The following is a 16964-nucleotide window of genomic DNA, read 5'->3' as shown; positions in this document are numbered from 1 at the left end:
ATGTTTTGACCAATGTCAATGAATGAAAATATAAAAAATGAGGAAATTACGCAATGAGTGATGATAATCAAAAGAAACTTATTCACTGGGCCGATTTTACGGCAGATAGAATTATCAGACAAAGAGGCGATAAGGAAGAATATACTGTTGCAAGTGGTATTACACCTTCAGGAGTTGTTCACTTTGGTAACTTTCGTGAGGTTATAACAGTAGACTTTGTAGCAAGAGCGCTTAGAGATCGTGGGAAGAAAGTAAGATTTATCTTTAGTTGGGATGATTATGACACTTTCAGAAAGGTTCCACTAAATCTTCCTAAACAAGAAGAGCTTAAAGAATACCTATTTAGACCAATAGTAGACACTCCAGATCCTTACGAGGAAGCAGAATCATATGCTGCTCATCATGAGCAGAGCTTTGAGTCTCAACTTGAAAGTGTTGGTGTTGAAGTACAACCAATCTATCAGGCCAAGAAATATAGAGCAGGAGATTATAAGTCTCAAATCAAAAAAGCACTTGAGATGAAAGGTGATATCGCTGCTATTTTAAATGAATATAGATCAACTCCTTATGGAGATGAATATTTCCCTATTTCTGTTTACTGTGAAAAGTACCAAACAGATGAGACAGAGATCATTGACTGGGATGGAAATAACACAATTACTTACAAGCATAAAGTTCACGACTACACGGGGACAATTGATCTTGAAACAACAGATAAAGTAAAACTTCCATGGCGTGTAGATTGGCCAATGAGATGGGTTTATGAAAACGTTGATTTTGAGCCAGGTGGAAAGGACCACTCTTCACAAGGTGGATCTTATACAACGGCAAAAGAAATTGTTAAGTTATACGGTGGAGAAGCACCAGTTTATCTTCAATACGACTTTGTTTCTATCAAGGGTGCTGGCGGTAAAATGTCATCTTCAAAAGGTAACCTAATTACTGTAAGAGATGTTCTTAAAGTATATGAACCAGAAATGGTTAGATGGATCTTTGCTAGCTATAAATCAAATGTTGATTTCGCTGTTAGTTTTGATTTAGATGTTCTTAAGATCTATGAAGACTTTGACAGACAAGAGAGACTTGCTTTTGGTGTTGAAACAGGTAACGAGAAAAAAGTAAATATGGCCAAGAGAGTTTATGAACTTTCTCAGATTGGTGACGCTCCTAAAGAGTGTCCATTCCAGCCATCATTTAGACATCTTTGTAACGTTCTTCAAATTAACGATGGAAATATTGATCAAGCAAAGAACTACTACGCTAAGGATCTAAAAAACGAAAGAGATGAAAGAAGGTTTAACGAGAGAAGTAATTGTGCACTTCACTGGTTAGAGAACTACGCTCCAGAAGAGTTTAAATTTAAAATTAACTCTGAAGCTACAGATACTCAATGTGGTGAAAAGCAAACTGAATTCCTTGCTAAATTTTCAGAATTTATCTCAAATGATTGGGATACAATTACTACCGACAAAGAGCTTCATGAGAAGATGTATGAAATCATCCATGCTGTAGAAGTTGAGCCAAACGACGTATTCCCAGTGATGTATGACAGACTTATCTCTAAGGAGAAGGGTCCAAAGCTAGCAGGGTTTATTAGAACAATTGGTAAAGAAAGAGTGTTAAAGCTTTTTAAATAAAATAAAGGGGAGCTTGTTGCTCCCCTTTTTATTCTTATGCTTTTTCTGAATTATGAACGTGTAAGAAGTGAAAGTGTTTTTCGTATTGAGTTATCGCATCTGCAATAATCTGCTCCTTAGAATACCCATAAATATCGTAATGTTGTCCCCCAGAGAATAGAAATACTTCAGCTCTCCAGTATGAGTTTTGATTATCTTCAACATACTCTGGAACAATAAACTCTCTAAGCCTTATTGAATAATGAAAATCTTCAACATTTAAGTTTTTGATAGTGATATCTACAGACTTAGGGCCCTCATTAACTACAACAGTTTGATCTCTAGCTGTTAGCTCATCTGCTAATTCCTTAATCGCCGGCAGTCCTGTTTCTTTTATAAAGTTTAAAGCATTGGCATGAGTAGGATGATCTACGAGTGTTTGCAACCTATCTTTCCAACCCATTGAGGCCTGCGTATACTGAATTGTCGTAGAGTGATTTTGCACTGATGACTGAAGTAAATAATCGGCCCGCAGTGATTTTATAAAAGCAAAGAGCGCTACCATAATCATAAAGATCATCGGAAAGGCTGAGGCAATAGTCATTGTCTGCAAGGCGCCTAAACCACCAGCAAGAAGTAAAGTTGATGCTACAACACCTTCCATTACTGCCCAAAAAATTCTCTGCCACACAGGAGGCTCATGAGAACCGCCAGATGCTAAAGTATCAATGACAAGTGAACCTGAATCAGAAGAACTGATAAAGAAAGTCATCACTAGAATAACACCTAAACCAGAGAGAAAAGTTGTCCCTGGAAGATATTCAAAGAATTGAAATAATGCTACTGGTACATTTGAATTTACTGTTTCAATTAACTTATCAGCGCTTCCTGAAAGAGCAAGAGAGATTGCAGAGTTACCAAATACAGTCATCCATAGAAAAGTAAATGCTGCTGGAACAAAAACAACTCCAACCATAAATTCTCTAATCGTTCTACCTTTAGAAATTCTAGCGATAAACATCCCTACAAACGGTGACCATGAAATCCACCAACCCCAGTAAAGAAGTGTCCAACCACCAATCCAAGACTCTTTCTTCTCATAAGCATAGAGATTGAATGTCTTATAAATAATGTCAGAAAGGTATGCTCCAGTGTTTTGAATATAAGACTGAAGAATATATACAGTATCACCAAGCAGTAGAACTGCTACTAATAATACCGCCGCAAGTGCAAGGTTTAGGTTTGAAAGTTTCTTAATCCCCCCATCAAGTCCTAGAACTACTGAGATAGTTGCAAGAAAAGTAATTCCTACTATAAGTAGAACTTGAATCATCGGAGTCTGAGGGAGTCCAAAAAGGTAGTTAAGCCCAGCATTAACCTGAGTTACTCCGTAGCCAAGAGAAGTTGCAACACCAAACATCGTACCAATAATGGCAAAGATATCTACAAAGTCACCCATCCAACCATGAATCTTATCACCGATAATTGGAAAGAATGCTGATCTTGGAAGAAGTGGTAGCTCTTTTCTATAACTGAAGTAAGCTAGAATAACTCCTAGAGTAGCGTAGATTGCCCAAGCGTGAAGTCCCCAGTGAAAGAAAGTTATCTTCATTGCCTCTCTGGCGGCTTCTATAGATTGGGCTTCCCCAACCGGAGGAGCAGTAAAGTGCATCATCGGCTCGGCAACTCCAAAAAACAGAAGACCAATTCCCATACCAGCACTAAAGAGCATTGCAAACCAAGATAGATTTGTGTACTCAGGTTCTGAGTGATCAGGACCTAGTCTAATATCCCCCATTCGACTAACCATTAGCCACAGAGAGAAGAAGAGAATTATTCCTACTGATAAGATATAGAACCAACTCGTTTTAGTAATCAACCAATGTTGAATACCTTTAAAGAGCTCTTCCATCCCTACCGGCCAGATGGAACCAAAAATAGTGATTAGTGCGATAAAAATAGCGGACGTATAAAATACGCGCTTATTCATATTCGAAGAATTATTCATTAACACCCCATTGAAGTAAATATATATATGGAACCCTTTCGGATAAAGTACGAAAAAGCTAAGTCTATATTGTAGGCCATTAGGAATAACCGAATAGCCTAAATACATAGCATTACTAATTAAATTATATTTAAAGTATTGAAATCTTGAAAAAGGTTCTATGAGTGTCTATAGGTACAGAATGTCAGGCTTATTCTCTAATTTCGCCCATTAACTTATCAAAGTAAACAGAGACAGGGGAATCTGAGTAGTTATTAACGTAGTCAAAAGACATTGTTCCGTAGCCCTGGTCTCCCCAGCTTTTTCCCCAGCTATTCTTAAACATAAATATCTTTTTTTCAGTGTCATAGCCTGTTAATAAAATTGCATGACCATAACACTCGTACTCACCAGTTTCACACTTTGCATTTGTTTCATCTGTATACTCAACATGTGTATTATCCCAACCTGGAGGATAGACTTTTAGAGTTAAAACAACTGGTCTTCCTTTATCAATTCTCTTTTGAATAAGTTGTGATTGAGTTTTACCAAAATCCCACATTCCAGTTATCCAATCATAAGTAAGGCCATTAACTCTAACTCCTTGGTCATAACTAAACTCTACAGGAGCTCCAGAGAAGCAGTGAGCTGGAGTCGCTGTACTATAAGGGTCTTCTCCCTCACAGACCTTACCTGCATCAAAAGGGAAAGGCTTATAAGGAAAGTCTTTTTCTTTCATTATAAAGCTTTGGCTAATAAAGTTTTTAGCGATCATAGATGTATTTCCAAACTCTTTATCAGCATATTCATTGAAATGATCTTTGCCATAGAAAATTTGAAATTCTTCTGAGATATCGAATTTCTTATTAAACTTCTCACTAATCACACCCTCAACTAGGGCCGTAACAGCAAAGTACGCACAAGTATTTCTATCTTTTTGATCTTTAACTGGCGTCTGGTATTTCTTAAGGTCAACGACCTTAGCTTGAACAGAAAAACTAACAAATAGAATTATAAATAACTTAAGCATAGAGATGTCCTCGATTAAGCTATCTTTTATGCTTTTTAGCCATTTGGTTCAATCTATTTGAAAAATATACTGAAGATATGGAGTTAGACAGAAAAATTAAATCAAAAATATAATTAACAAAACTCTTTTATAATGACAGATAGTTTCAGTCTGACCCTATGCGCACTTTGACACCAGTAATATTATCAATAAGTTATAATTCTTCATATTTTCGAACAAAAGCAAAAAACTTACATTTCACAAAAAAGTATTACATTTCGTGAAAAATAGCAGTTATTTAGAGACAGCGGTTGCCACAATATCTCTCAAAAGAGAAAACTAAGTTAAGGAATAACCAAGAGGGAGAAAACAAAATGAAAAAAATCTTTATGGCACTTGTAACTTTATTGACTGTATCTAGCGTAAGCGCAGAAGTGTGTACAGCTAACCTTGATCAGCAAGAAAGATATGGATCTTACACAATTCAAAGATTTGTAAAATTTGACTATAACTACAACAGGGCCTGTAACGAAGCTCTACAAGATTGTAGGCAGGAAATGAGGGAAAGAAGAAGATGGGATTACAATGCCAACCTTACTTGTACTGTAGAAGGTAGTGGTAGAGGAAATGGTAATAGAAACTGTTCATTTGATCTTGAAAGAAGAAATGGAAGAGTAGTTGATACTTTCAGTAGAATGAGCTGTAGAGCAGCAGAAGATGCTTGTATGAGAGACCTAATCCAAAGAAATAGAAACGGAAGAAACTTAAGAGCAAGATGTGTGCAATCTACAAGAAGACAAACTCCTCCAACTAGACAAGTAACAAGATCTTGTACAGTAGATAGAATGGGAGCAAGAGGAAATGTAAGAGGAACTCACACTGCTGAAGCGACTGGTCGCAGAAACTCAGGTGTACAGGCTCAAGCTTGTCAAAAAGCGATGAGAAAGTGTGAAAACAACACAACAAGAAGACAATACTGCGTACAAAGATAGATTTATTATAAAATCACATAAATAAGGCCTCGAAAGGGGCCTTTTTTGTGTTTAGTCATATAAATTTTTCTATAAATCCCCTACTAGAAATTTACTCTCCATGAAATTAGGTCTAGAATGGCAAAAATTTTAAAAAGGGTAAATATAATGAATCCATGGCATGATGTGTCTCTTGGGCAAGAAGGTCCAGCAATAGTAAATGCAATTATCGAAGTACCTCGTGGTGAAAAAACAAAGTACGAGCTAGATAAGACAACTGGGCTAATTAAGGTTGATAGAATTCTTTCAAGTGCAGTTCACTATCCAGCAAACTACGGATTTATTCCAAGAACTTACTGTGATGACAATGATCCTCTTGATGTACTAGTACTTGGACAAGCAAAAGTAGTTCCAATGTGTTTAATGAGCGTTAAGATTATTGGTAATATGCATATGATTGATGGTGGAGAAGTAGATGACAAGCTTATCGCTGTACACGCTGACGATCCTCAATTTAATGGATTCAACTCTATTAAAGATATTCCAGAGCACACACTTAAAGAAATCAAGCACTTCTTTGAGACTTATAAAGCTCTAGAGAAAAAGACAGTTGAAGTAAATGACTTCACAGATCAAGCAGAAGCGCTAGTAGTTCTAAACAACGCAATTGAACTCTACAATAAAGAAGAAAAAAACTTAAAATAATAAAATATGGGCCTACTAGTTAGGCCCTTTTTTTTGTCTAAACTCCACATAATATCACTAAATAAAAAATAACCATTTGGACGATTAGGCCACTCTATCTTATAATATTCATTTAGGAGAACTATATGCAATCTACAGATTATAAAAGCAGAAGAATAGCGACTATTTCAAAATTAAAAGATGGGATAGCAATCCTTCCTGCAGCAACACATATGACTAGATCTAATGATACTGAGTTTGATTTTCGTCAAAGCTCAAACTTTAAATACTTAACTGGTAGTAACGAGCCGGATTCAATTCTTGTTCTAACACCACATGCAAAGAAAAAAGATCACCTCTTTGTAAGACCAAAAGATAGAATGCAGGAGATCTGGGCCGGAAGAAGGCTCGGAGTAGAGAAATCTAAAGACATATTCGAAATGGACGAAGTTTATACTTTAGACCAATTTGATGAAATTCTCCCAGAGCTTATGAAAGGTCATAGTGAAGTCTTTATAGATTTAAATAATGAGACAACACTATTTAATAAAGTTAAAAAAATGGCGATGGGACTTGATCCAAGAAATCGTTTAAAAATGCCTACACCTAAAGCATTTAGACATTTAAATACAATTATAGAAAAGCAGAGATTGATAAAAGATCAAAATGAAATCTTGCTAATGAAGAAGGCCGCTGCCGCGACAAATAAGGCACATAGAGCGGCCATGGCAATGGCAAGCTCCGCTCACTCTGAAGCAGATCTTCACAATATTATGAACTATGTCTTTAAAAAACATGGTGCAAGCGGTGAGGCCTATGGATCTATTGTTGCTGGTGGCGACAATGGGACAATCCTTCACTATGTAGAGAATAATGCACCTTTAATTGATGGTGAAACTCTACTTATAGATGCTGGTAGTGAGTATGGAACTTACGCTAGTGATGTGACTAGAACCTTCCCTATCAACGGGAAATTCTCAACAATTCAAAAAGAAATTTATGAAGTTGTACTCAGAGCAATGAAAGCAAGTTTTAGTAAATCTTCACCAGGTCATAGTTTAGAAGAAGTCCACATGGCATCGGTAAAAGAGCTGTCTATTGGCCTAAAAGAGCTAGGTATACTAAGCCAAAGTCTAGATGAAATTATAGAAAAGAATCTATTTAGAGAGTTTTATCCTCATGGAACATCTCACTGGATTGGTTTAGATGTTCACGATCAAAACCCTTACCTAGATAAGAATTTTGATCCTATTAAATTTCAAAAAGGTATGTGCTTTACAATAGAGCCTGGATTATATTTTCAAAAAGATAATGTGAATATCCCTGAACATTTCAGAGGCTTAGCTGTTAGAATAGAAGATGATATACTTATAACTGAATCATCTCATGAAAACTTAACAGCGATGATTCCAAAAGAAATCAAAGAGGTGGAGGCTGCATGCCAAGAAGATTACAAGCAATTTCTTTAATCACACTTCTACTCTTGGCCCAGAATATTGCGGCCAAGAGTGATCATATTTATTACAAAAGAGAGCACGATACTTGTAGACTCAAGCTTTGGGATACATTTAGCTCAAGTGAGGACCTAAAGTACAAAGATGTGCTTATTGAGTATCTACAGGAGAAAAACTACTCCGTCACAATGTTAGAAGAGAATAAGAGAATCATCACTGGTGACTATCACTTAAACTTTTCATGGTTAAGAAGCGGAACAAAGATGTTCAAAGACTGTAGTGTCGAAGTAAAGATGTATCAGTCGAAGGTGAATCTTGCTAGAAAAAGTGATGACCTTATATTTGAAAACTCAAAGAAGAGAAGCTTTCCTAGACACACTCCTTCTGGAGTAGAAAGGTGTAAGAGAGCTATAAAGGATGTTACGCGAGCACTGCCTCACTGCATTCTCACAAAAAAGTAATTACTCCACGAGCTTTAACTCTCATTAAAAATCAGCCCTACGGCCAGACTATTGAGCTTTCTCTAGTCAGGCCTCTCAATTCACATAAAATCAAACACTTATAAATATCAGGTAAATAATACAAAGGTAAAGAAAATGAATTGAACCAAATGACGCAAAGTGTTATTTTTCTAAAAAATAAAATTAGGAGAATATATGAAGCAACTAGCGATGATTTTTTCATTTGTATTATTAACTTTCAGTGTAAATGCACAAACAGTTAACTTAAAAGCGAACTGCTACCTAAGTGGTGGAAAAAGCGCAGTATGTGAGGTTTGCAATGACAGCTACAGCAGACCAATCCGCTGTGCAATGAAAATAAGAGGTATCACATCTTACGGTTACTGGTTCAAAGGAAGTCAAAGAGGTGTTCTTCGTCCAGGTAGTTGTATGAGTGGATATGTTTCTGCAAATAATCCATATACGGATCCTCTTGTAGATGCACAAGCTTATGCAAGCTGTAGATTTTAGGAGTTGATATGAGGTCCATAATAGCTATTTTAGTATGTCTATTAAGTTTTAGTGCACATGCACTCGATATGTTCGACCTTCCAGGAAAGTCGTGTGAGTTTCTAGAAGAGAATTTTGATATTAAAGACGAAAGAACTATCAACGGTAAAGTTATTCTTACTCTTGATGGTGACTCAACGGCATCGTGTGATGAAGATTCGTTTCAATTAGAAAGTGTCTTTATAACTGTCTATGACGTGGCCAATATAGCTAGGACTTCAGGTAACTTTGAGGGCCTTAACTTATTCGATATTAGAAAGTATAAGCTCTTGAAGGTTTATCCAAATCTACAAAAGATTAATGATAAAACCTATCAAGTTCTCGACAACAATAAAAAGGTAACGTTTCACTTTGTTAAAGGAAAGGTTCTTGCGATCACTCTAGACTGGAGTAAAGACTTTGAAGGGTCTCAACAGAGGCAAGTAAAGGTTAGAAAACAAAGAGAGCTAGCAAATGAACTTGTTTCTTTATACAAAAGAAGCTTAAGAAAAGTATCTGGCTACTACCGTGTAAAGAATGACACTATTAGATTTGATAACACTAGTATTGGAAACGATGGATGCAGCATCAACTTCAGCGGTTCAGCTCGCTCAAGTGAGAACAGAGGCAGAATAGACTTCTGGCTAGAGTATAACTTCTCAGCGGGAATAGGTTGGACAAACCCATCTTATACAACATTTGATGTAGACAGAGATACTCCAGGAGTTTACCAAGGAATGATTGACGATAGACATGAAAGAAGTTTGAGTAGTTTGAAAATGTCTTCAGCAAGTGACGCTAAAGAAGCTGCAAGAATCTTTAGAAATCTGCATAAACTATGCTGGAACTAGGAATCTAATGACGTCTTTGAGTTAAATAATCAAAGATGTAAAGAATTGGTTTCTTATTTTTTTGGAAGGCCTTTAGTTCCTTATCATTGGAGCAAAGGTCTTTTTCAATTTCTTCAAGAAGGTTTCTAGCACTCTCGATGTGCTTATTAGCAGCATCTCTAACAACTTCAACGGCCTTCTCAATTTTATCGCCAGTATAAAGTTTAGAAAGAGACTCTCCATTCTTATACTTTTCGAATTCAGCAGGATGAAAACATAGCCACTGAAAGATAACTGAATTTACGAGTTCATTATCTAAATCTAGGTTAGCGTCTTTTTGAGATTCCTCAGAGAAATCTAAAGTATCGTCCATCAATTGGAAGGCAATTCCTAAATCAATCCCCATCTGTCTTGATTTTTCAACAGTAGATCTATCAATATCTGCAAGAATTGCTGGCGCAAAACAACACCAACTCATCACAGAAGCAGTTTTCTTTATAGCAATCTCTTCTATAAGAGCGCTCGTATACTGTCTTGTTTCGATAGCGTCCGACTGGATCCACTCACCTATTGCTAGGTCTTGAATCACCTTTGCCATCTCACCAACAAGCTCTAAGTTACCCGCGCGAGTTAGACTTACTATCACATCAGAAAGTAAGTAATCTCCAGCTAGAACGGCCTTCTTATTAGATGCTTGAATATTAATTGAAGGTACGCCACGTCTTGTAGTTGCATTGTCGATTACATCGTCATGACTGAGACTAGCAGCGTGTACAAGCTCAATTGATCTTGCGTATGGATCAAGAGTTTTAAAATCTACACCATAGAGATGACCTACAAGATATGTCAGAAGTGGGCGCAAGCGCTTACCACCTACTAGTACACTACTTTGTAGGAGCTCATTTACTGCCTTAGTACAGTTGTCAGAAGATATGTTTAGATCCATATCTTTAACATGTTTTAAGGTCTTAAGTGGTATTGTCGATAAAAAATCTTGTAACATATTATAATTTATAGAGTTTTAATAATACATACTTTTAACAATCCAAGCGTTCATTGTAAATGACAAATAGGCTAAACCACGAAGTTACATGAAATGATTACTACTTTTTTTAGACAACACTTGCAACATTAGGCACAAAAAGTTATATCTGTGCCCCTAGAATACCTAAAAGAGGAACCTATGACTTCAGCACTTCAAGGCCGTAAGAAAGAATCTTGGAAAATTTTTGATGAGATTGCAGGAACTTACGATCTATTAAATAAAATACTCTCTTGTGGAATAGATATTTACTGGAGAAGTAAGCTTCTAAAGAATCTTCCAGCAAGACAGAATATGCAAGCACTAGACCTGGCCACAGGAACAGGAGATGTACCTCTCGTTCTAGTTAAGTCTAAGAATATTGCAAAGATAACTGGTATTGATCTTTCTAAAGGAATGGTTGATCTAGGAAAAGTAAAAGTTAAGAAAGCAAAATTAGAAAATAAAATCGCTCTTCACATTGGAGATGGTTGTAATATTCCTGCTGCAGATGAAACTATGGATGTAGTGACAATCAGTTTTGGAATAAGAAACTTTCCAGACCCACAAAAGTCTCTAAGAGAAATCTTTAGAGTATTAAAGCCAGGTGGAAGAGTAATGATAATGGAGTTTGGTTTACCAAAGAACTTCATAGTGAAGTCTGTATATATGTTCTACTTCAGACACTTACTTCCTTTTGTAGGAAATATTCTTTCAAAACATAAAGATGCTTATACATACTTAAATGAGACGGTTGAAGATTTCGCCTATGGTGAAGACTTTACGAACTGGATGAAAGAAGCTGGATTCGAAAACGCTAGTTTTCAAGAGCTAACTTTTGGAATTTCTAATTTATATATCGGCGATAAGAAATAAATGATAAATCTACTAGAGCTAAAACATTCTGTAATAAGACAACTTTCTGAGCACTGGAAACAAGTGGACTTTGAAAACTTATCTAAGGATAAGAAACGCTTTGTTACATATAAGTTTAAAATAGAAAAAACCAAACTATCAAACCTACTTGGTCACGTTATCCACAGACCTCTTAACTATTTTAAGAGTAAAGATAATGGTAAAGAGATACTAGGTATTGGTTCTCATATCACTTATACAAAGAAATATGACTATAATAAACTACTTGGCTTGATCGAAGCTGATAGTGACCTAACATTCCTAGGTGCACAAAGGTTTGAGTCAAACTCAAAAAGAGATGAAGCATGGTCAGGGTTTGACGAATGCCATTTTACTCTCCCAAAAATTATATTTGAGACAACTGGAGACTCTACAGTTCTAAAAGTTGTATTCAATAAGAAATCAATTTCAACTGAAGACAAGAGATCAAATGCTCTCTTCGAACTTGAAGCATACTTAAACTTCATTAGACATGAATTCACAGTAACAAAGCCTCAAGAAGTCTCTACTTACCCAAGTAAAGACCAGTGGTCTAATATGATTGACTACTGCATGAAAAATATCGAGAACACTCCTCTTGAAAAAGTAGTCTTAGCAAGAAAAGAGATTATAGAGTTTGATAGACTCGCTGACCCTATGGCCATATTTGAAAAGAATATGAAAAATGCGACAGATAGCTATCTGATGTATCTCGATCCAGGAGATGGTAAAGTTTTTATGAGCTTTACTCCGGAAAAACTCTTTAAGCTTAATCAAAGAGAAATATCTCTGGATTGCCTTGCTGGAACAAGACCTAGATCTAATGATTTTGAGGCAGACTTAAAGTTTCAAAGCGAACTAATGAGCTCTTCAAAAGAGTTGAATGAACACAGAATTGTGACTAGAGAGCTTCAGGAAAAGCTAACAACAATGGGTGCTGATATTAGAGTTGAGAATAAAGAATCAATTCTCAAACTCAAGTTCATACAACACCTTCATACTCATATAAGTGCAACTCTACCTGAGCGAAGTAACTTTGCAGTTCTTCTAAATACATTCCACCCTACTCCTGCAGTAGGTGGAAGACCTTGGGAAATGGCAAAGAAATGCATTGAAGAAGCTGAGCCATTTGACAGAGGTCTTTACGCAGGGCCAATGGGTTATATCTCAGCAGAGTCTTGTGAATTTGCAGTCGCCATAAGAAGTGCTCTTACAGAAGATACGAAGTTACATCTGTTTGGAGGATGTGGTCTAGTTACAGGAAGCGAAGCTGAGAGTGAATGGATCGAAACTCAAAATAAAATGAAAAACTTCGAGATCTCACTGTAGGTACAAGATGCTACTTACTAATAATCTTTCAGTTATGTGGTCATCAATAATCATTGATGAACTTATTAAGTCTGGTGTTATTGATTTTTATATTTCACCAGGCATGAGAAACGCTCCATTAGTTCAATCCTTACTACAAAGAAATGAAGTAAATCTCTATTTAGGAATAGACGAAAGAGGTCAATCTTACCGAGCTCTAGGTAATGCTAAAGCAACGGGAAGAACAAGTGCCTTACTTTGTACATCGGGGACTGCTTTAGCAAATTATACTCCAGCAATCATTGAAGCAAAGAAGTCAGCGACACCACTTATAGTTCTCTCAGCAGATAGACCAATTGAGTTAGCGACAAGTGATGCCAATCAAACTATTAATCAAGTTCATTTCTATGGAAATCATGTTCTAGCAGATAATTGTTTAGGGGCACCGACTGAGGAAATATGTCCACAGGTTATTAGAAATACTTTAGATCATTTAATCTTTAGATCACGCTACCCTATAAAAGGTCCTGTGCACTTAAATATTCCTCTTAGAGAGCCGCTAGATATGACAGAGGTACATATAGCGCCTAAATATATTGAAAAGGCAGAACAGGGATTTAAAAAGCAATACCAAACAAAGTACTTCCCACCAACTCAGGGAATAAGCCCAACTGCAAAGAATGTTATTGCAGATATTATTTCTAATAACCCCAAAGGGTTACTGGTTGTGGGTTCTCTACCATGCTCTCTAGATAAAGTGGCTATCAAAGAATTTATTGAGAAACTAAACTGGCCTGTATTTCTAGATATTTCATCATCTTTAAAATATAGCTACTCTATTGAAGACAATATCATTCCAACGTTTGATCATAGTGAAGTTTACGAAAAGTTGAGCGTAGAAAGACCTACTACAATTATTCATCTTGGTGGTAGGACAACAAGTAAACACTACTACCGGTTCCTAGAAGAATTTGAAGATATAAATTTAATAACAGTAAACTGGAGTGAAGAGAAAGAGGATCCTTCTCAGAATACAGATTTTAGAATTATCTCAGAAGTCGATCAATTCTGCCAAGAGATGTCCACAGTCATCACACCATCAAAAACACCAATAAATATCAACTGGAAAGAGTTCTCTAGTAAGAAATGTACCCTAATTGATGAAGCTAATTTAAGTTACCCATACATCTCAAAAAAGATAATAGATAATATACAAAACTCACAGGCCCTATATATTGCAAATAGTACTGTGGTTAGAAGTTTTGATAATTATCTATCACTTGAGAGTAAAAAAGAAATTGATATTTTCACTAACCGAGGTGTCAGTGGAATCGAAGGACTCATGGCGAGCGCCATTGGTTGTGCTGAATCAATAGATAAGTACACTACACTTGTTATAGGAGATGTTAGCTTTCTTCACGATTTAAATTCCCTTCAGATTGTTAAAGAATCTAAAGCACCACTTTGTATAATCTTAGTGAATAATTCAGGAGGAGGAATATTCACCCTCCTTCCTATAGCTAATAACAAAGAACTCCTTCCCTACTTAACAACTCCTCACTCACTTACATTTGAGAATGCGGCAAAATTATTTGATATTAAATATAAGCAAATAAGTACTACAGAGGAATTTGATAGAGGTTTTGTTGAAGCTCAAACAAATAAAGAATCTATTATTCTTGAAGTTATAGTTGATAATGATACAAATAAAGATCTCTACAATAAATTAAAGACGGTTAAGTTATGAGTAAATTTAAAGCGTGGATTATGGCGTCTAGACCAAAGACTCTCACCGCTGCCTCAGGTCCAGTAATTTTAGGAACTGCACTTGCCTACAATGAAACTCAGAATATCTCATTTATTATATTCGCATTAACATTACTGGCAGCTCTATCTATGCAAGTTGGAACCAACCTAGTAAATGACTACTATGATGCCATCAGAGGTACAGACTCTGATGATAGACTTGGACCAACACGTGTAACTCAGACAGGACTAATTGAACCAAAGAAAGTAAAGCTTGGTTTCATCCTTTGTTTTCTATTTGCAGTCTTAGTTAGTATTTACTTGATGATAATTGGTGGCTGGACAATTATAATTATGGGGATCTGCTGTATCTTAGCGGCATACTGTTATACCGGTGGCCCGTTTCCGCTCAGTCATTACGCTCTAGGAGAAGTATTTGCACTTATCTTCTTTGGCCCAGTCGCAGTTTGGGGAACATACTATCTACAATACCAATCTTTAAACTTAGATATTATAATCCTAGGATTTGGTCCTGGTTTAATATCTGCGGCAATTATGAGTATAAATAACCTTAGAGATATTAAAAGTGATAAGAGGGCCAGCAAAGTCACAATTGCTACACTCTTAGGGGCAAAGTACGCAAGAGCATTTACTCTAACACTTATACTCTCTTCTACGTTTATTCCTTACTACGCAGCTTTAAAAACAGACAAGACATGGGCAATCATTGCTACTCTGTCGTGCTATCCATTTTATAGAACATGGAAACATATAGCGAGAGGCCCTATAAATAGTGAACTAAACAACGCCCTCGCAAATACCGGAAAGTACCTCTTCCTATATTCAATAGCTCTGAGTATAGGACTTCTTATATGAGTTATACTTTTAGTGAATTTCAATGCCCACTCACAACTTCTATACAAGTTGGTAATAAGACAATTTCAAATCGTCGATGGATAGAAGTTAGCAACAGTAAAATAAAAGTAGATCTAGCACCCCTGCCAGGTCTACACACAGAATCTTTAGAAGAGTCTCTAGAGGACTTTAAAGCAGAGACATTCAATACACCAAGTGCTCTCTTTGTAAAAGAGTGTTTTGAGATCTTCACTTCTACTCAAGAGACACAAGTAGAATCGAACGATCTCTTCTACATAGACTTAAACCTAGATCCATCTAAAGTGGCCAAAGACCTATCTAGCTCAATCTACAAAATTAAGATTGGAAGAAATAAACTAGCAGAAGAATCAATCTGGCTTAAAGAATTTATAAACTCAGTACCTGAAGGTATTAAATTACGTCTAGATGGAAATAGATCATTTAGTTTAGATAGTTTAAATAAATATCTGCATGGTATTGATTTTAAAAAAGTTCAATACCTAGAAGAGCCATTACAAAATGTGATGGAATGGACTTCTCTTGAGCGATTTAATGAACTAGATCTGGCCATAGATGAATCAATTAATAGAAGAAGAGAATTGGATTTTGCAAAGTACATTGTGGCAAAACCTACTTTTAATATCTCACTAAAAGATACTCTTAAAGAGCTTGCTCTTGAGAATCAAGAAGTCATAATCTCCAATTCATTTGACCCTCCAAATAATATTAAAATTTTAAAAATGATTGCTGCTGAAGGCGAACACATTTGTGGGCTTGATACTTTAAAATATTTTTGTTTAGAAAATTAATTCGTAAAAACCAATAATTGCAACTCACTCTCAATTACCTAGTAAAAAATTATTTCTTTAATCAATTTCCACGACAACCGATAAATTATATTATTAAATCGATAGAAGAAATGTGTCACATCTTTAAAAAGATCTGATTTTTGTTAGAATAAAACCAACTTATTTTAAGGAGAAAATAATGAAAAAGTTATTAATGATTTCTGTAGCGCTAATGTTTGTATCATGTGCTCACATGAAAAAAGACAAGCCTTGTTGTGCTAAAGATGCCAAACAATGCAAAGTGCATAAAAAAGACTGTGATTCAAAAAAGTGTAAAATGCACAAAAAAGGTCAAAAAAAGCATAGTGCTGAAGAGTGTGACAAAAACTCTTGTAAGGTTCACAGAGCAAAAAAGAAATAATTGAAGATAAGGCCACAGAATGATGTGGCCTTTTTATTAGAAGTTAAATTTAGTAGTATAGAGCATAATTGGTATCGGAATAAAAAATAAAACTCTCATAAGCATACTTCGCTTTTTAACAAATCGAAGATAGCGTTGATCAACAATATCCCAAACACCAAATCCTAAAGCACAGACCAAAACAAAATAAGAGCTAACGCTAGGATAATCAATACTTATAAGTAGATTCGTTATCACACATAAAGTTAGAGAAACAGTACTTATAAACACATAAATCTTTAACATAACTCTCCCTAGAAATTATTGCTACAAATACTTATCAGAGATGTGCTCATTAAAGTTATCAAATACTAAAGCAATCTCGGTGCCA

16 protein-coding genes are annotated in these 16964 nt (G+C 35.8%); 13 read left to right on the top strand and 3 right to left on the bottom strand.

What is annotated here, in order from left to right; genetic code table 11:
* Window positions 1-53: 53 nt before the first annotated feature.
* Window positions 54-1637 carry a lysine--tRNA ligase gene (gene lysS, locus ABX784_RS04305; RefSeq protein WP_372653008.1) on the top strand — a complete coding sequence of 528 codons (1584 nt, stop codon included), beginning with the start codon at window positions 54-56 and terminating at the stop codon, window positions 1635-1637.
* A gap of 34 nt (window positions 1638-1671) precedes the next feature.
* Here the strand turns inward: lysS and ABX784_RS04300 are convergent, their stop codons facing one another.
* The gene (locus ABX784_RS04300; protein ID WP_372653006.1) at window positions 1672-3624 is read right to left on the bottom strand and encodes a BCCT family transporter; all 1953 of its coding nucleotides are present in this window, start codon (window positions 3622-3624) and stop codon (window positions 1672-1674) included.
* A 190-nt stretch (window positions 3625-3814) separates the two neighbouring features.
* Window positions 3815-4633: a C1 family peptidase gene (locus tag ABX784_RS04295; RefSeq protein WP_372653003.1), complete on the bottom strand. Its 819-nt coding sequence runs from the start codon at window positions 4631-4633 to the stop codon at window positions 3815-3817.
* A gap of 353 nt (window positions 4634-4986) precedes the next feature.
* Between ABX784_RS04295 and ABX784_RS04290 the strand changes: the two genes are divergently transcribed.
* The 6 genes from ABX784_RS04290 (at window position 4987) to ABX784_RS04265 (ending at window position 9561) form a co-directional block, all read left to right on the top strand.
* Window positions 4987-5604, top strand: coding sequence for a hypothetical protein (locus ABX784_RS04290; RefSeq protein ID WP_372653000.1), 618 nt, complete (start codon window positions 4987-4989; stop codon window positions 5602-5604).
* A gap of 147 nt (window positions 5605-5751) precedes the next feature.
* Window positions 5752-6288 (top strand): inorganic diphosphatase, encoded by a 537-nt coding sequence (locus tag ABX784_RS04285; RefSeq protein WP_372652997.1) that lies wholly within the window; start codon window positions 5752-5754, stop codon window positions 6286-6288.
* Between the two features lie 125 nt (window positions 6289-6413).
* Complete coding sequence (locus ABX784_RS04280; RefSeq protein WP_372652995.1) at window positions 6414-7736, top strand: aminopeptidase P N-terminal domain-containing protein; 1323 nt, start codon at window positions 6414-6416, stop codon at window positions 7734-7736.
* Complete coding sequence (locus ABX784_RS04275; protein ID WP_372652993.1) at window positions 7706-8182, top strand: hypothetical protein; 477 nt, start codon at window positions 7706-7708, stop codon at window positions 8180-8182. The genes ABX784_RS04280 and ABX784_RS04275 overlap by 31 nt, the downstream gene beginning before the upstream one ends.
* Window positions 8183-8377: 195 nt before the next feature.
* The gene (locus tag ABX784_RS04270) at window positions 8378-8692 is read left to right on the top strand and encodes a hypothetical protein (RefSeq protein WP_372652991.1); all 315 of its coding nucleotides are present in this window, start codon (window positions 8378-8380) and stop codon (window positions 8690-8692) included.
* Window positions 8693-8700: 8 nt separating this feature from the next.
* Entirely contained in the window at window positions 8701-9561 is an 861-nt protein-coding gene (locus ABX784_RS04265; protein WP_372652987.1) for a hypothetical protein, read from the top strand.
* A gap of 4 nt (window positions 9562-9565) precedes the next feature.
* On the opposite strand, the gene ABX784_RS04260 is transcribed toward ABX784_RS04265, so the two are convergent.
* Entirely contained in the window at window positions 9566-10543 is a 978-nt protein-coding gene (locus ABX784_RS04260) for a polyprenyl synthetase family protein (protein WP_372652984.1), read from the bottom strand.
* A 180-nt stretch (window positions 10544-10723) separates the two neighbouring features.
* Between ABX784_RS04260 and ubiE the strand changes: the two genes are divergently transcribed.
* From ubiE to ABX784_RS04230, 6 genes are all read left to right on the top strand, one after another.
* Complete coding sequence (ubiE, locus tag ABX784_RS04255) at window positions 10724-11437, top strand: bifunctional demethylmenaquinone methyltransferase/2-methoxy-6-polyprenyl-1,4-benzoquinol methylase UbiE (RefSeq protein WP_372652982.1); 714 nt, start codon at window positions 10724-10726, stop codon at window positions 11435-11437.
* Window positions 11438-12784, top strand: coding sequence for an isochorismate synthase MenF (locus ABX784_RS04250; protein ID WP_372652980.1), 1347 nt, complete (start codon window positions 11438-11440; stop codon window positions 12782-12784).
* A gap of 7 nt (window positions 12785-12791) precedes the next feature.
* The gene (gene menD / locus ABX784_RS04245) at window positions 12792-14510 is read left to right on the top strand and encodes a 2-succinyl-5-enolpyruvyl-6-hydroxy-3-cyclohexene-1-carboxylic-acid synthase (protein WP_372652977.1); all 1719 of its coding nucleotides are present in this window, start codon (window positions 12792-12794) and stop codon (window positions 14508-14510) included.
* Window positions 14507-15385, top strand: a complete 879-nt coding sequence (locus ABX784_RS04240; protein WP_372652975.1) for a 1,4-dihydroxy-2-naphthoate polyprenyltransferase — start codon at window positions 14507-14509, stop codon at window positions 15383-15385. Before menD ends, ABX784_RS04240 begins: the two co-directional genes overlap by 4 nt.
* Entirely contained in the window at window positions 15382-16194 is an 813-nt protein-coding gene (locus ABX784_RS04235) for a hypothetical protein (RefSeq protein WP_372652973.1), read from the top strand. The genes ABX784_RS04240 and ABX784_RS04235 overlap by 4 nt, the downstream gene beginning before the upstream one ends.
* Before the next feature lie 178 nt (window positions 16195-16372).
* A complete protein-coding gene (locus ABX784_RS04230) occupies window positions 16373-16594 on the top strand; it encodes a hypothetical protein (protein ID WP_372652971.1) in 222 nt (73 codons plus the stop codon).
* Window positions 16595-16964 lie beyond the last annotated feature (370 nt).

The sequence above is a fragment of the Halobacteriovorax sp. genome (assembly GCF_041587335.1).
Taxonomy (GTDB): domain Bacteria; phylum Bdellovibrionota; class Bacteriovoracia; order Bacteriovoracales; family Bacteriovoracaceae; genus Halobacteriovorax.
The sequence above is the reverse complement of the archived record's forward strand: the minus strand, read 5'-3'. Positions and strand labels throughout refer to the sequence as shown.

Bases quoted from the DNA above. Each gene is read 5' to 3' on its own strand.
- lysS (WP_372653008.1), top strand. From the start codon at position 54: ATGAGTGATGATAATCAAAAGAAACTTATTCACTGGGCCGATTTTACG.
- ABX784_RS04300 (WP_372653006.1), bottom strand. From the start codon at position 3,624: ATGAATAATTCTTCGAATATGAATAAGCGCGTATTTTATACGTCCGCT.
- ABX784_RS04295 (WP_372653003.1), bottom strand. From the start codon at position 4,633: ATGCTTAAGTTATTTATAATTCTATTTGTTAGTTTTTCTGTTCAAGCT.
- ABX784_RS04290 (WP_372653000.1), top strand. From the start codon at position 4,987: ATGAAAAAAATCTTTATGGCACTTGTAACTTTATTGACTGTATCTAGC.
- ABX784_RS04285 (WP_372652997.1), top strand. From the start codon at position 5,752: ATGAATCCATGGCATGATGTGTCTCTTGGGCAAGAAGGTCCAGCAATA.
- ABX784_RS04280 (WP_372652995.1), top strand. From the start codon at position 6,414: ATGCAATCTACAGATTATAAAAGCAGAAGAATAGCGACTATTTCAAAA.
- ABX784_RS04275 (WP_372652993.1), top strand. From the start codon at position 7,706: ATGCCAAGAAGATTACAAGCAATTTCTTTAATCACACTTCTACTCTTG.
- ABX784_RS04270 (WP_372652991.1), top strand. From the start codon at position 8,378: ATGAAGCAACTAGCGATGATTTTTTCATTTGTATTATTAACTTTCAGT.
- ABX784_RS04265 (WP_372652987.1), top strand. From the start codon at position 8,701: ATGAGGTCCATAATAGCTATTTTAGTATGTCTATTAAGTTTTAGTGCA.
- ABX784_RS04260 (WP_372652984.1), bottom strand. From the start codon at position 10,543: ATGTTACAAGATTTTTTATCGACAATACCACTTAAGACCTTAAAACAT.
- ubiE (WP_372652982.1), top strand. From the start codon at position 10,724: ATGACTTCAGCACTTCAAGGCCGTAAGAAAGAATCTTGGAAAATTTTT.
- ABX784_RS04250 (WP_372652980.1), top strand. From the start codon at position 11,438: ATGATAAATCTACTAGAGCTAAAACATTCTGTAATAAGACAACTTTCT.
- menD (WP_372652977.1), top strand. From the start codon at position 12,792: ATGCTACTTACTAATAATCTTTCAGTTATGTGGTCATCAATAATCATT.
- ABX784_RS04240 (WP_372652975.1), top strand. From the start codon at position 14,507: ATGAGTAAATTTAAAGCGTGGATTATGGCGTCTAGACCAAAGACTCTC.
- ABX784_RS04235 (WP_372652973.1), top strand. From the start codon at position 15,382: ATGAGTTATACTTTTAGTGAATTTCAATGCCCACTCACAACTTCTATA.
- ABX784_RS04230 (WP_372652971.1), top strand. From the start codon at position 16,373: ATGAAAAAGTTATTAATGATTTCTGTAGCGCTAATGTTTGTATCATGT.